Annotated in this window: 9 protein-coding genes, 1 rRNA gene and 1 riboswitch; of the genes, 5 read left to right on the top strand and 5 right to left on the bottom strand. The window is 67.4% G+C overall.

Features of this window, described 5'->3' with window-relative positions; genetic code table 11:
* Window positions 1-25: 25 nt before the first annotated feature.
* Window positions 26-3085: a glycine--tRNA ligase gene (locus IM689_RS03125; protein WP_319803783.1), complete on the bottom strand. Its 3060-nt coding sequence runs from the start codon at window positions 3083-3085 to the stop codon at window positions 26-28.
* Between the two features lie 71 nt (window positions 3086-3156).
* On the bottom strand, window positions 3157-4194 hold the full coding sequence (locus IM689_RS03120; RefSeq protein WP_193642864.1) for a GNAT family N-acetyltransferase: 1038 nt from the start codon (window positions 4192-4194) through the stop codon (window positions 3157-3159).
* 101 nt (window positions 4195-4295) lie between these two features.
* On the opposite strand from IM689_RS03120, the gene IM689_RS03115 reads away from it, so the two are divergent.
* From IM689_RS03115 to IM689_RS03095, 5 genes are all read left to right on the top strand, one after another.
* Window positions 4296-4748 (top strand): acyl-CoA thioesterase, encoded by a 453-nt coding sequence (locus tag IM689_RS03115; RefSeq protein WP_193642863.1) that lies wholly within the window; start codon window positions 4296-4298, stop codon window positions 4746-4748.
* A gap of 82 nt (window positions 4749-4830) precedes the next feature.
* Window positions 4831-5484: a peptide-methionine (S)-S-oxide reductase MsrA gene (gene msrA, locus IM689_RS03110; RefSeq protein WP_047311759.1), complete on the top strand. Its 654-nt coding sequence runs from the start codon at window positions 4831-4833 to the stop codon at window positions 5482-5484.
* A 228-nt stretch (window positions 5485-5712) separates the two neighbouring features.
* Window positions 5713-5824, top strand: a riboswitch (SAM riboswitch).
* Window positions 5825-6047: 223 nt separating this feature from the next.
* Window positions 6048-7019 (top strand): MetQ/NlpA family ABC transporter substrate-binding protein, encoded by a 972-nt coding sequence (locus IM689_RS03105; RefSeq protein WP_193642862.1) that lies wholly within the window; start codon window positions 6048-6050, stop codon window positions 7017-7019.
* Window positions 7016-8071 carry a methionine ABC transporter ATP-binding protein gene (locus tag IM689_RS03100; RefSeq protein WP_193642861.1) on the top strand — a complete coding sequence of 352 codons (1056 nt, stop codon included), beginning with the start codon at window positions 7016-7018 and terminating at the stop codon, window positions 8069-8071. The genes IM689_RS03105 and IM689_RS03100 overlap by 4 nt, the downstream gene beginning before the upstream one ends.
* Entirely contained in the window at window positions 8068-8745 is a 678-nt protein-coding gene (locus tag IM689_RS03095; protein WP_047311755.1) for a methionine ABC transporter permease, read from the top strand. Before IM689_RS03100 ends, IM689_RS03095 begins: the two co-directional genes overlap by 4 nt.
* A gap of 78 nt (window positions 8746-8823) precedes the next feature.
* On the opposite strand, the gene IM689_RS03090 is transcribed toward IM689_RS03095, so the two are convergent.
* From IM689_RS03090 to rrf, 3 genes are all read right to left on the bottom strand, one after another.
* The gene (locus tag IM689_RS03090) at window positions 8824-10515 is read right to left on the bottom strand and encodes an alpha/beta fold hydrolase (protein WP_193642860.1); all 1692 of its coding nucleotides are present in this window, start codon (window positions 10513-10515) and stop codon (window positions 8824-8826) included.
* 162 nt (window positions 10516-10677) lie between these two features.
* A complete protein-coding gene (gene lysX / locus IM689_RS03085; protein ID WP_319803782.1) occupies window positions 10678-14073 on the bottom strand; it encodes a bifunctional lysylphosphatidylglycerol synthetase/lysine--tRNA ligase LysX in 3396 nt (1131 codons plus the stop codon).
* Between the two features lie 199 nt (window positions 14074-14272).
* Window positions 14273-14364 (bottom strand): 5S ribosomal RNA (rrf, locus tag IM689_RS03080); the annotation flags it as partial.

Below are 14364 nucleotides of genomic sequence, written 5' to 3'. Positions count from 1 at the left end.
CGCTCCGGCGTTCAGGAGGAAGTGATCAGGCGTCGAGCGCCCTGTCGAGCTCCTTGTAGTCGATGCCGGCAGGTGCCTTGGCGACGACCGTCTGCAGCATGCCGAGTCGTGCAGCCTTGAGCTTCTCGTCGTCAGCCATGACGAGCACCTCGTCGAAGAACGTGTTCAGCTTGTCGGTGAGACCGCTTGCCGCAGCGAACCATTCGGTAAGTGATCCGTGCGAGTTGTCGGCCAGGTCGGCCACGAGCGGAGCGACAACCCTCTCTGCGTCGTCGGTGAGAACCGACGCGTCGAAGGAGGCGTCGGTGCCCGCGGGAACGATGCGCGTGATGCGCTGCGTCACCTGCACGAGGGCCGCGAACGCCTCGTCTCCCGAGAGCGTCTGGATGTCGGCGAGGTAGGCCTCCGCCGCACCCGGCGTGCCGGCCGACGGAGCCACCGCTGCAACGAGCGGCGCGGAGACTCCCTCGTCACGCAGCTGCTGGCCGAAGCGGCCCTCGACGAACTCGGCTGCCGATGCGAGCGCTTCGTCGGAGACCTCGACGCCCTGCTCGCGCAGGCGCGCCGCTGCGGCCTCGAGCCCGGAAGCCACGCTCACGGTGGCCACCGTCGGCACGCCGCGCAGGATCGAGACGACACCGAGCGCGGCGCGACGTAGCGCGAAGGGGTCGGACGAACCGGTCGGCTTCGCGCCGATGGCGAACATCGCAGTGAGCAGGTCGAAGCGGTCGGCGAGGGCGAGCAGTGCACCCGGCGTCGAGACCGGCAGCGAGTCACCGGCCGAACGGGGCTTCTCCATCTCGAAGAGTGCCTCCGCGACGGCCGGGGTCTCCCCTGCCTTGAGCGCGTACTCGCGCGCCATCGTGCCCGCGAGCGACGAGAGTTCGACGACCATCTGCGTCGACAGGTCGAACTTGGCGAGTTCGCCTGCGCGCGTCAGCGTCGTCTTGTCGTCGCCCGACAGCTCCACATGGCCGGCGAGCGCCTGAGCCACGTCGCGGATGCGGTCCGCGCGCTGCGCGAAGGAGCCGAGACGGTTCTCGAACGTCAGTGAGTCGATGTTCCGACGGAAGTCGTCGAGGCCCACCTTGAGGTCGGCGTCCCAGAAGAAGGCCGCGTCCTCGTAGCGGGCGCGCAGCACCGACTCGTTGCCGGCACGCACGACGTCGTCGTCGATCGCCCCGTTGGCCATCGTGACGAAGTACGGCATGAGCTTGCCCGACTCGTCGCGCACCGGCAGGTACCGCTGGTGCTTGCGCATGACGGTGGTGAGGATCTGCTCGGGCAGGTCGAGGTAACGCTCCTCGAAGGTGCCGAGCACGCCGCGCGGCTCCTCGACGAGGTTCGTGATCTCGTCGACGAGACCGGCTTCGCCCTCGATGTCGATCGTGCCGCCCACGGAGCGAGCGAGTTCCAGCGCGCCGTCGACGACGGCCTGGCGCCGCGCGTCGATATCGAGGAGGAAGCCGGCGCCCTCGAGCGTGCTGACGAGATCGTCGGCCGAGGCGATGTCGACGTGCGGCTGCGCAGCGGTGCGCTGCAGGTACGTGGTGCGACCCGCCGTGAGAAGACCGGCCGTCGCGGGGACGACAGCAGTGCCCCACAGCGCCACGAGCCAACGGATCGGGCGGCTGAAGGTGAGCTCCGGGTCGTTCCACTTCATGTTCTTGTCGCTGCGCAGGCCCGCGACGACGTCAGTGACGATCGCGCCGAGCACCTCGAGCACACCGCGACCGGTCTGCGTCTGCTTGACGGCGACGTGCTCCGTACCGTCGAACTCAGCGGTGACGACGTCATCGACGGAGACGCCCTTGCCGCGCGCGAAGCCCTCGAGCGCCTTCGTGGGCTTGCCGTCGGCGTCGTAGGCGGCCGCGACCTTGGGGCCCTTGGCGAGCGTCTCTGCGTCCGGCTCGTGCGCGCTGACACCGGGCACCGTGACAACGATGCGGCGCGGCGTGCCGACGACGCTCACGTCACCGTGCTCGAGGCGGGTGGCCGCGAGCGCCGTCGTGACGGCGTCCTTGACCGCGGGGAGGGTGGCGTCGACGACGTGCGGCGGCATCTCCTCGACGCCGATCTCGAACGCGAACGCCTGAGCGGCGTCGCCGAGGTCCGCCGCCGACTCGGCCTTCTGGACCGGCTGCGTCACGTTCGGCGCAGTCTCCGCTGCAGCAGCGATCTCGTTGACACGCGACGTGGCGACGCCCTCCTTGAGCAGCGGGAAGCCGAGCTCCTCGCGGCGTTCGGTCCACAGCGCGCCGGCCTCGCGGGCGAGGCGGCGCATGAGCGAGAACGAGCGGGCGCGCTCGGTGGTCGACACTGCTCCACGCGAGTCGAGGATGTTGAACGCGTGCGAGCTCTTGAGCACGTACGTCCACGCCGGCACGGGCAGGCGGGCGTCGATCATGCGCTGCGCTTCGTCCGTGTAGTTCTTGAAGAAGGTGTGCGCGGTCTCGACGTCGGCGTCGTCGAGGTAGTAGCGCGACATCTCGTACTCGTTCTGCGCAAAGACCTCGCCGTAGGAGATGCCCTCGGCGTACGCCATGTCCTTGAAGTGCGTGACGCCCTGGAGCGCCATGAGGATGCGCTCCATGCCGTAGGTGAGTTCGACGGAGATCGGCTCGAGGTTCTGGCCCACGACTTGCTGGAAGTAGGTGAACTGCGTGACCTCCATGCCGTCGAGCCAGACCTCCCACCCGAGGCCCCACGCGCCGATGGCGGGCTGCTGCCAGTTGTCCTCGACGAAGCGCACGTCGTGCGCGTCGAGGTCGATGCCGAGCGCCTGCAGGGAGCCGAGGTAGAGCTCCTGCGGGTTGCCCGGGTCGGGCTTGAGGATGACCTGGAACTGCGTGTGCGTCTGCAGACGGTTGGGGTTCTCGCCGTAGCGGCTGTCGTCGGGGCGCACGGAGGGTTCGACGTACGCGACGTGCCACGGCTCGGGCCCGAGGACGCGCATGACCGTGGCGGGGTTCATCGTTCCCGCCCCGACCTCGGTGTTGTAGGGCTGGACCACCATGCAACCGCGGTCGGTCCAGTACTTCTGCAACGTCAACAGGGCATCTTGCATCGTCAGTACATCGGTCACACGCCCAAGGTTACCGAGTGCCGCGTGTCACCCGCGCCACCGTTCGTCCACGGGGGCCGGTGCCTTGTCATTCAGGCGTCGTGTGCAGCGTCACCCGGAGCCGAATCGAGCACCTTCTGCCACTCGACCAACGTCCCCTCTCGCTCGTAGCCGAGTTCACGGTTGATGCGCAGCATGTGCTCGTTGGTCTCGTCGTTCCAGGTGCGTTGCACGGTGACGCCGGGCGCGGCCTGGGGCAGAGCCAAGGACACGGCAGCCTTCACGCGGTAGCCGAGCCGATGGCCCCGGTGGGCTTTCGCGACGAGGGTGTCGTCCTGGTAGGCGATCCACGGTGTTTCCGCGGGCACCGAAACGTGCGTGAACGCGGCCATCTCACCGGATTCCTCGTGCCAGGCCACGGCCTCTACGACGACGCGCCCGCGACGTTCGTCCTCGTCGAACATCGCGGTGACGCGCTCGGGGGTCCAGTTCTCCGGCTCGATGGCGAGGGCGCCGAGAGGTGTGTCGGTCGACATCATTCCGGCGAGGCGCGCCCGTTCCGGCAGCCAGTCTTCGGGAAGCCGACCGACGACGGTCTCGATGCGGTAGCCGTCGTTCATCTCGATGACGCGGCGCATCTCGGCCCCGATGTCGGCGCTGACGGGGAGCCGCTGCCCGTTACGCACGCACGTCTGCGCTTCCGCATAGCCCGCTGCTTCTAAGAAGGCGGCCTCGTCGTTGGCGGCACCGACCGGCGTCTGCGTTTCGATCATGAGCGTGGTGCGCCCGGCCTCTCGGCAGACACGTTCGACCTCGTCGACGAGACGTTGCTTGAGCGCCGTAGCCCGCTCGTCGAGGCAGGCGACGTCGAACCCGGCGAGATGTGGGTTGTCCTGCGTCGGCATCCCGATGGCTGCGGACCCGACGACGTCGCCGTCGTCGATCGCGGCGAGCCAGACCTTCGCGTGGGCCAGGGACTCCCACATCTGTGCGAGTTCGTTCGGCGGGTAGGCAGTCGTGTCGCGCCCCCACTGGCGGCGCCCGGCCGTGACGAAGACGGTCGCCCACTCCTCGAACTGCGGGTGTTCAGGGGTGATCCGTTCGATGCGCACCGTGTTCATGCCAGTCATGGAACGCCAGCAACCGCGCGCCCGACAAGTGAATTTCCGGCGGTACCGGCCCTACGATCGACGGCAGGCCCGGAACCCGACGCCACATCACCCTGCGTTTCATGGCCGCACCGATGGATGCCAACGTGCGCGGGCGCGTCGGTGCCGGCCGGATGCTCGAGTGGATCGACAAGTCCCCGTACGCCTGTGCCGCGGCGTGGAGCGGGCACTACTGCGTGACGGCCTACGTCGGCAATGTGCGCTTCCACCAGCCGTTGCACGTCGGCGACCTCGTCGAGGTGCAGGCGCGGCTCATCCACACGGGCACGTCGAGCATGCACGTGTCGGCGCGAGTGCGCTCGGGCAACCCGCGCACGGGCGAACTGAACCTCACAACCGAGTGCACGATGGTGCTTGTCGGCCTTGACAACGACGGCCACAAGCGGGCCGTGCCGCCTCGGATGCCAACGCTTTCCGAGGACGTCGCGCTCGACACGCACGCGCAGACGATGGTCGAGATCCGCGCGAGGCTACTGCGCCCCATCCCACTCGAAGTGCCGCCGCTCGTCGACTGAAGTGCACCCCGGCGACACCCGCTCGGAATCCTCTCGGACGCGCCTGCGTTGAACACAGCGACCCCAGTGAAAGGAACGCCCCATGTGGTTCACCCGTCAGGATTCCGCCCCGGTCGACGTCGCTGCCGTGCACGACGTTCTCGGCACGCCACTGCTCGGCGGGTGGCCGGACAAGACCGAGACGCTGTACGTCGCGATGGGATGTTTCTGGGGTGCGGAGCGCATCTTCTGGCAGATCCCGGGGGTCGTCTCGACGGCCGTCGGCTACATGGGTGGCGACCGTGAGAACCCCTCATACGAGGACGTCTGCACGGGCACGACGGGCCACACCGAGGCCGTCCAGATCGCGTACGACCCGGAGAAGGTCTCCCCGGCCCAGCTGCTCAAGGCGTTCTGGGAGAACCATGACCCGACGACGGCCAACCGTCAGGGCAATGACATCGGCACGCAGTACCGCTCTGCGGTCTACTGGACGACGCCCGAGCAGGAGACCGCTACGCGTCGCACCGCAGAAGCGTTCCAGGGTGCGCTGACCGACGCGGGCCGCGGCGCCATCACGACGGAGATGAAGCCCGCCGACGAAGCCGGAAAGTTCTGGCCGGCCGAGGGCTACCACCAGCAGTACCTCGCGAAAAATCCAGGCGGGTACTGCAATCACGGCTACAAGGGCGTGACGTGCCCGGTCGGCGTGGCCGACCTCCCCGCGCAGACCGACGTGCTTCCGCCGAGCAAATAAGCGCGAGCTCGGGGGTACCTCGACCCCGTGGAGTCCACGCTCCGCCCCTAGTGACTCCAGCCCACGGGGAGAGCACGGCGTCAGCGCATCTCTCCACTGGGCAGACTTTCCTGCCGTTGGGTCGAGGCGGCGACTACCCAACCGCAGGAAACTCGGTCCAGCGGTGACGCAGAGTGGCCCAGATCACTTGATTTGACGGGCTTCTCGCGGCGTCTCTAATGTAATGCCGGTCAAGAGATCCGATGCAAAGCCCTGGCTGGTCGGACGGCAACCCTCACGAACGTGGCGGGGTGCTCCAGGTGATGACCCGGCCGCGTCAACCGCGCGGCAAGCACGTTCCGCACCCGGAACACATCCCTTTCGAGGGCTTCGTACCGGTGCGCCCGATCCCGGGAGATCACATGCAGCACACGCATCGCCCCACCCAGGCCCCCACCGCGCGACCGCACACGCACGACGCCGCGTTCGCGCGCCCCAAGCACTGACCGCACCCATCGTCGGGCGGTCGCCGGCACCGCCCACCCCACCGGCGCAACCCACGCGCCTTTGAGGAAGGCACCACCATGTCCGAAAACGAAAAGTCGACGCCCACCACCAGCACCGACACCCCCGCCATCCCGGCCCTTCCGGAGAAGCCGAAGAGCAACGGCGGCAAGTACGCGGCGTTCGGCGCAGGCGCCCTCGTCGTCGCCCTCGCTGCAGGCTTCGGCATCAAGGCCTTCACGGGTAGCGACGACGAGAAGCTGACGAAGATCACCGTCGGTACCACCGAAGCGTCCGACCCGTACTGGAACGAACTCATCAAGGTCGGCAAGGAGAAGTACGGCCTCGAGATCGAGCCGGTCAACTTCACCGACTACACGCAGGCCAATCCGGCCCTCTCCCAGGGCCAGGTCGACCTCAACCAGTTCCAGCACCTTCAGTTCCTCGCCGACTACAACGCCGCGAAGAACGACACCCTGACGCCGGTGGGCTCCACGTACATCGTGCCGCTGTCGCTCTACTCGAAGAAGCACTCGAAGATCAACGAGTTCGCGAAGGGTGGCAAGGTCGCCATCCCGAACGACGCGACGAACCAGGCACGCGCTCTCCTGCTCCTGCAGAGCGCCGGCCTGCTGACGCTCAAGGGCGGCGGCAACTCCCTCTCGACACCCGCCGACATCGACGCAGGCAAGTCGAAGGTCAAGGTCGCCCCGGTGGAAGCCGCACAGACGGCGGCCGCCCTGCCGTCCGTCGAAGGTGCGGTCGTCAACAACAACTTCGCCGCCGACGCGAACCTCGACCCCAGCAAGGCGCTGTTCAAGGACGACCCGAAGGCCAAGTCCTCCGAGCCGTACATCAACGTCATCGCCGCTCGGAAGAAGGACGCCGACAACCCGGCGTACGCCAAGTTCGTGCAGGCCTACCACGAGAAGTCGGTGCAGGACCTCATCGCGAAGCGCACCAAGGGAACCCAGTTCGAGGTGAAGCGCTCCGTCACGGACGTGCGCGGAATCCTCGCCCGTCTCGAGTCGCAGATCAAGGCCGCCAAGTGACCCCTACTCCCCCGAACGACACCACACCCGCAGTCCGTCTGCGTGGCGTGAGCAAGACCTTCGTGCGCGGCTCGAAGGAGGTCAGCGCCCTCCAGGATGTCGACCTAGACGTCGCCACTGGTCGCGTGCTCGCCGTCATCGGCTTCTCGGGCGCCGGCAAGAGCACCCTGGTGCGCCTCATCAATGCGCTCGAGACACCGACGACGGGCACCGTCGAGGTGGACGGCATCGACCTCACGAGCCTCAACGCGAAAAAGATCCGCGCCCTGCGCGCTCGGATCGGCATGGTCTTCCAGCAGTTCAACCTCATCCGGTCCCGCACGGTGTACGCCAATGTGGCCTACCCGCTCGAGGTCGCGGGGTGGGACAAGGCGAAGATCGAGGCACGCATCACCGAGCTCCTTCACTTCGTCGGCCTCACGGAGAAGGCGTGGGCCTACCCCGACGAACTCTCCGGCGGGCAGAAGCAGCGCGTCGGCATCGCCCGCGCTCTCGCGACCAACCCGGAGATCCTGCTCGCCGACGAGTCGACGTCGGCGCTCGACCCCGACACGACGAAGGACGTTCTCGCCCTGCTGCGCCGCGTCAACGACGAACTCGGCGTGACGATCGTCGTCATCACGCACGAGATGGACGTCGTGCGTGAACTGGCCGACGACGTCGTGGTCCTCGAACACGGCCGCCTCGTCGAATCCGGGCCGACCGAGCAGGTGCTCGGCTCCCCCGCCTCGCCCGCCACGCGGCGTCTCGTCGACGCAACGCTGCGCAACGTGCCGGACGCCCGTGAGATCGATCTGCTGCGCCGGCGCGTGAGCGGTCGCCTCGTCACCGCGACCGTCCACGACTCCGCCGGCTTCGGGCGGGTGCTCGCCTCCACCGGTGCGCGCAATGTCGAACCGGAGATCGTCCACGGCGGGCTGACGCCCCTCAAGGAAGCGAACCTCACGACGTTGACCCTGGCCCTGCGCGGTGACGACGACACCGTCACGCAGATGCTGACCGACCTCGCCCAGGTGGCCACCGTCCACGAACTCGAGGAGGCCACGGCATGAAGGTCATCACTGCGGACACGGACTGGAGCGCACTGCGCCCCGTGCTGTGGGAGTCGGTCGGGCAGACCCTCCTCATGGTCAGCGCCACCATCGTCCTCGGCGGTCTGTTCGGGCTCGTGCTCGGCGTGCTGCTCAACACGACGCGCCGCGGCGGCATCATGGCCAACCCGACGGTTCACACGATCCTCAACGTGCTCGTCAACATCATCCGGCCGATCCCGTTCATCATCTTCGCGGCCGCGCTCGGTCCGCTGACGCTGAAGGTCACCGGCTCGACGATCGGTACCGCGTCGATGATCTTCCCGCTGACGCTCGCCGCAACCTTCGGCATCAGTCGCATCGTCGAACAGAACCTCGTGAGTGTCGACCCGGGCGTCATCGAGGCGGCTCAGGCGATGGGCGCGAGCCCGTGGCGGATCATCCGCACCGTTCTCATCCCCGAGGCGCTCGCGCCGCTCATCCTCGGGTACACCTTCGCGCTCGTCGCCGTCATCGACATGACCGCGGTCGTCGGCGCGATGGGCGGCGGCGGTCTCGGCAACTTCGCGCTGGCGTACGGCTACCAGCGCTACCAGTGGGCAGTGACGTGGGCAGCCGTCGTCATCATCATCGTGTTCGTGCAGATCGCGCAGTTCATCGGTAACGCACTGGCCCGCAAGGCTCTGCGTCACTGATCGACGCGCACGGCGAAACGCCCGAGCGGCCGGCAACCTTGGGGGTGCCGGCCGCTCGGGCGTTCAAGGGTCAGTCCGTCAGCGGGTCGACGAAGCGGCCTGCTGCAACTGGGCGCGCAGATCCTGCGGCATGCCGTGACGCTTCTTGCCGTGGCCCTTGCCGTGACCGTGGCCGCGCCTCGAGTCGGACGCCGACTCCGTCAGCGCGTTCGCCGGGCCCGGCGCCGGCTGCGGCACCGGCTCGCACTTCACGTCCGAGTGCCCCTGCCCGCGAGTGCGCTGCGGCGTCTTGCCGGACAGCAGGTAGGTGGCGATCCTGTCGTCCGTGCACGCGATACCGCTCAGCGAACCCGAGTGCGTCGTGCCGCCGACGCCCTCGATGAGCGAGCTCTTCGGGAAGCGCTTACGCACCTCGAGCGCACCGCCGTACGGCGTCGCGCCGTCCTTCGTCTCCGAGATGAGCAGGATGGGCCCGACCTTCGAACCGTCGACACGGGGCGCCTGGCGGTTGCTCGCCTTCACCGGCCAGCTCGTGCACGGAAGGTTGAACATCGCATTGGCCCACGTCTCGAACGGCGCCTTCTTGGCGACGCGCGTGTTGTCGGCCTTCCACTTGTTCCACGACGTGGGCCAGGCAACATCCGAGCACTGCGTGCCGAGGTAGACCGCATACCCGTTGTCCGAACCCGGGCCGGAGCCGTTCGCCTCGTCGTAGAGGTCGGTGACCGGGCCGAAGTCGCCCTTGAACGCCGCGACGAGTGCCTCGGCGTCACCTTCCCAGCCGAACACGTAGTAACCGGCGTTGAGGAAGGCATCCGTCCACTCGTTCGGTCCGATCTTGCCGTCGGCCGGCGTTTTCGCGAGCTTGTCGAGCATCGCGTACCAGCGCTTCTTGATCGCCTTGCCGCTCTTACCCAGGTGGTAGGTGGCGTCGTTCTTGGCGACCCAGTCGAAGAAGGTGTCCATGTTCGCGTCGAACGCGACGTCCTGGTTGAGGTTCGCGTCGTACCAGACGTCCTTGGGGTTGACGACGCCGTCGAGCACCATGCGGCGCGTTTGCTTGGGATACATCGTCGCGTAGACCTGGCCGAGGTAGGAGCCGTAGCTGAAACCGTAGAAGTTGATCTGCTTCTCACCGAGGGCCTTGCGGATCGAGTCCATGTCACGCACGTTGTCGACGGTCTTCATGTGCGGCAACAGACGTGCGCCGTCCGCCTTCGAGCAGGCCTTCGAGTAGCCCGCGGTCTTGTGTAGCCACTGACGTTCCGTGCCGGCCTTCGTCACGCGGTAGTCGGGGCGGTTGTAGCCGAAGTAGTTACCGTCGCACGCGAGGCTCGGGAGGCTGTCGCCGACGCCTCGCGGGTCGAATCCGATCCAGTCGTACGGGTCGCCGCCTCCGTTCGGCACCCACTGACCCAGGCGTGCCAACGTCAGGCCGGAACCGCCGGGGCCACCCGGGTTGACGAGCATGATGCCCTGCTTCTTCGCGTCGGGCGTCTTGTGCTTGATACGGGAGACGGCGAGCTTGATCTTCGCGCCCTTCGGCTTCGCGTAGTCGAGGGGCACCGTGACGTAGCCGCACTGGGCACCCGCCTTGACGAGACTCGGCGCCTTGCAGGCTCCCCACGACACCGGCGGTGGCGTGTAGCTCGACGACGCGCCGGACGTCGGGGTCTTGGACGAGGCCTGCCCGGCGCTCGCGCCTGCGGGTGCAAGGCCGATGCTGACAAGACCGAAGGCTGCGGCTACTGCGCTGAGCGACTTCTTCATGGTTCCCCTTGAATCCCTTTGCGCGACGCGTTCGTTCGCGCACTCACCTACTGATCTTGCCGCTCATAGGTCATCAATGGGTGAAAAGGACCCAAGGAAATGTGATGCAACTCATTGCTCATGTGGAGACGAGAGCCGGGTTCTTCGCCGTGGCTGGTCCCCTCAGCCCTGCGGACGGACGAACGGGAACGCGAGCGTGGCGCGGATCGGAGCCCCAAGCAGCATCATGATCGTGCGGTCGACGCCGATGCCGAGGCCACCCGTGGGCGGCATCGCGTACTCGAGCGCGCCGAGGAACGACTCGTCGAGCGACATCGCCTCGACGTCACCGGCCGCCGCCTTGAGCGACTGCTCGGTGAGGCGACGACGCTGCTCGACCGGATCGACGAGCTCGGTGTACGCCGTACCGATCTCGGCGCCGAAGGCCACGAGGTCCCAGCGTTCCGAGAGGCGCGGATCGTCACGGTGCTCGCGCGTGAGCGGCGACGTCTCGACGGGAAAGTCGGTGTAGAACGTCGGGAAGGTCGTTCGTGCCTCGACGAGGTCGTCGTACAGCTCGACGACGAGTTCGCCGGCGCTCTTCTCCCGCGGAGCATCGATGCCGTGGGCTTCGCACACCGCAGCGACGTCCTCACGTGTCGACGCGGACGTGAGCGTCACGCCGCAGGCCCTCGACACCGCCTCGTGGACGGGCACGGCGGGCCACGGTCCAGAAAGATCGACACGCTCCACGCTGCCGTCCGACATCGGTCGCAGCGCGATCTCCTCCCCATGCACGGCGCGTGCCACTGCGAGCAGGACCTCGCGCGTCAGGTGACGCATCGTTGTGTAATCGCCGTACGCGTCGTAGGCCTCGAGCGAGGTGAACTCGGGGTTGTGCGTCGCGTCGGCACCCTCGTTGCGGAAGTTGCGGTTCAGTTCGAAGACCTTCTGCATGCCACCGACCGCGAGGCGCTTGAGATAGAGCTCCGGCGCGATGCGCAGGAACAGATCCATGCCGTAGGCGTTGATGTGTGTCTTGAACGGCCGCGCGGACGCTCCGCCGTGCACGGCCTGGAGCATCGGGGTTTCCACCTCGGTGTAGCCCAGGTCGTCGAACGCGTCACGGAAAGCGCGCACCCCACGCGAGCGTGCTTGCAGCATCTCCATGGAGTCGGCGTTGACGATGAGGTCGAGCGAGCGCTGACGCACGCGGGCGTCAGGGTCGCGGAAGCCGGAGTGCAGATCGGGTACCGGGCTGAGGCATTTGGCCGCCATCTGCCACGAGTCCACGAGAACCGACAACTCGCCGCGCTTCGAGGTCACCACCTCGCCGCTGACGCTGATGATGTCGCCGAGATCGATCCAGTGGCCCCAACGGCCGAAGGCAGGCTCCGGGGTGCCGCCCCGTGTGGCCATCGCCTGAAGGCGAACGCCGTTCTCCTCGAGCACGACGAAGCTCACCCCACCGAGGTCGCGCAGAGCGCGCACTCGGCCCGTGACGGAGACTCGCTCCCCCGTTGCGGCGTCGGGCTCCAGATCGGGATGGCGCGCCACGACGTCGGCAACGGTCGTCGTCCGCGGAACGCGGGGCGGGTAGGCCTCCACGCCGGCTTCGGCCATCTGCGTCAGCTTCGCGCGCCGGACGCGCTGCTGCTCACTGCGCCGCGGCTCGGGAACGCGCGGGGTGAGGCTCTCGGCCTCGAGCGCCTGAACCCGCTCGACGAAGTCCGCCTCCGGGCGGGGCGGCTGGTGGTCGGCCGGCTTCGGACCCACGAGCAGGCGCGGACCGAGAAGGGGCACGAAGCCCTCCGCCACGCCCATGGCCAGGGCGGCGCGCGGCACCGTCAGCTCGGGGTCGTAACAGAGATAACGCGGCACCCACTCGGGTCGGTACTTGTCGTTCGAGCGGTAGAGCGTCTCGAGCTGCCAGAAGCGAGAAGCGAACGACAGCGCCTTGTCGCTCAGGCGCGTCACGGGGCCGGCGCCGACCTCATCGGCATCGGCGAAGACGTTGCGGAAAACCGCGAAGTTGAGCGAGATGCGCCGGACGCCCAGCGCCGGCGCCGCCTCGACGAGGTGAGCGACCATGTACTCGTTGAGCCCGTTCTCTGCGGCCCGGTCACGGCGCATGACGTCGAGGGACAGTCCACGCGCACCCCACGGCACGAAGGACAGGAACCCGCGAACGGCCCCGCTCTCGTCGTGAGCCGTGATGACGACGCAGCGTCCGTCAGCGCGATCGCCGAGACGGTTGAGCGCCATGGAGAACCCACGCTCGGTCTCGTTGCCGCGCCAGGCGTCCGCCAGCCGCGAGATCTCGTCGAGTTCCTGGCCGGACAGCTCTTCGTGCCGGCGCACGTGTGTCGAGTAACCGGCGCGTTCGACGCGGGTGACCGCCTGGCGCACGGGACGCATCGTGCGCCCCTGAAGAGTGAATGCGTCGACGTCGATGATTGCCTCGTCGCCCAAGGACCACGCCTTGAGGCCGGCGTCGACGTACGCCTGCGCGCCGTCAGCGCTCGCCGACAGCACCGCCGGGTAGAGCCCGTGCTCAGCGCACTGCTCCAGCCAGCCTTCGATCGCGCCGTTCCAGGATTCGCGTCGCCCCACGGGGTCGGCCGATGCGACGCTGACGCTTCCCTCGTTGCGGAACGTCAGCGCGGCTCGCCCGTCTGGTGCGAAGAGCGCGGACTTGTCACGACGCGTCGCGAAGTAACCGAGCGAGTCGTCCTCGCCGTGTTCGAGAAGCAGAGCACGCAGACGCAATTCGTCGTCCGCGTCCGTCAGGCCACGTACACGCCCGGAGCGCCACAGCACGAGGACGGCGAACAACAACGCGAGTGTGGACAGGACGCTGCCGATACCGAAGACCCACTGATGACCGTGGTGGCCGGCGAATCCCGGAGTGTCAGGAGGAGTCCGGACACCGAAAGCGCTCCGGATTCCCCACACGACCCGTTGCCCCACGGTGTCGAGGCTGCGAGGGAAGAACAGCGTGAGTGCCACGGTCACGAGAACGGAGAAGGCCCACCCACTGAGCAGGGCGACGAGGGAGGCCCGCTTCGCGCCTTCGCTGAGACGAGTCTTGAACGCACGTCGAGAAGCTAAGACGAGGGCGAAGCTCGCAACCGAGATGCCCAGCGTGACGCTGGAGACGATCGGCGATACCTGGAAGCGTGCCCAATCTCGATAGGCCCCGTGAACGTGGAGCCGATCGAGCATGAGAAGCGACTCTGTGCGGAAGAAGATCCGCATGACGGAGTCGAAGACGGCGAGGCCCATGATGAACACGAGCGCCGTGTGAGCTGCTCGGAAGCGACGTCGTATTCCACCGGAGAGCACGAGTGTCATGCAGACCACGAAGAGTGACGGCTCACTGGGGATGTCGAACCAGCCGAGGACGTCCATGACGACGTTGAGGAATGTGTTGCGACGAACGGGGATCGCCACGAGGGACACGAGCGCAGCAACGAGAAGCAGCCGGCCGGCCCAGGTCGCAACCTCGTCCCGCCAACCCTCGTCGCGCCAACCGCGTCGGGATCTGACGCCGCTCCTATTCCCCTGCTTCACAGCCACACGTGTGAGGGTAGCCGCCGCACAATGCAAGAAACCTGAGACGGTCCCAGACGCGTTGAAGGAAAGACTTTTGGGTATGCGAAAAAGGGGGTTCTCGAACCTGAACTGTTGTCGGTGTGGGCCGAGCCGTTGGGCTGCGAGGCCGTCACACGTGTGACACGTTCAGATCGTTCGAGAACCCCCTTTTCCATTGGAAGGAGTCCGGCGGTGTCCTACTCTCCCACACCCTGGCGAGTGCAGTACCATCGGCGCTGAAGGGCTTAGCTTCCGGGTTCGGAATGTGACCGGGCG

The sequence above is a fragment of the Dermacoccus barathri genome (assembly GCF_015070805.1).
In the GTDB taxonomy this organism is placed as follows: Bacteria; Actinomycetota; Actinomycetes; order Actinomycetales; family Dermatophilaceae; genus Dermacoccus; species Dermacoccus abyssi.
Note: the sequence above shows the minus strand (reverse complement) of the source record. Positions and strands in the feature narration are given on the sequence as shown.

Bases quoted from the DNA above. Each gene is read 5' to 3' on its own strand.
- IM689_RS03120 (WP_193642864.1), bottom strand. From the start codon at position 4,194: ATGACTGGCATGAACACGGTGCGCATCGAACGGATCACCCCTGAACAC.
- IM689_RS03115 (WP_193642863.1), top strand. From the start codon at position 4,296: ATGGCCGCACCGATGGATGCCAACGTGCGCGGGCGCGTCGGTGCCGGC.
- msrA (WP_047311759.1), top strand. From the start codon at position 4,831: ATGTGGTTCACCCGTCAGGATTCCGCCCCGGTCGACGTCGCTGCCGTG.
- IM689_RS03105 (WP_193642862.1), top strand. From the start codon at position 6,048: ATGTCCGAAAACGAAAAGTCGACGCCCACCACCAGCACCGACACCCCC.
- IM689_RS03095 (WP_047311755.1), top strand. From the start codon at position 8,068: ATGAAGGTCATCACTGCGGACACGGACTGGAGCGCACTGCGCCCCGTG.
- IM689_RS03090 (WP_193642860.1), bottom strand. From the start codon at position 10,515: ATGAAGAAGTCGCTCAGCGCAGTAGCCGCAGCCTTCGGTCTTGTCAGC.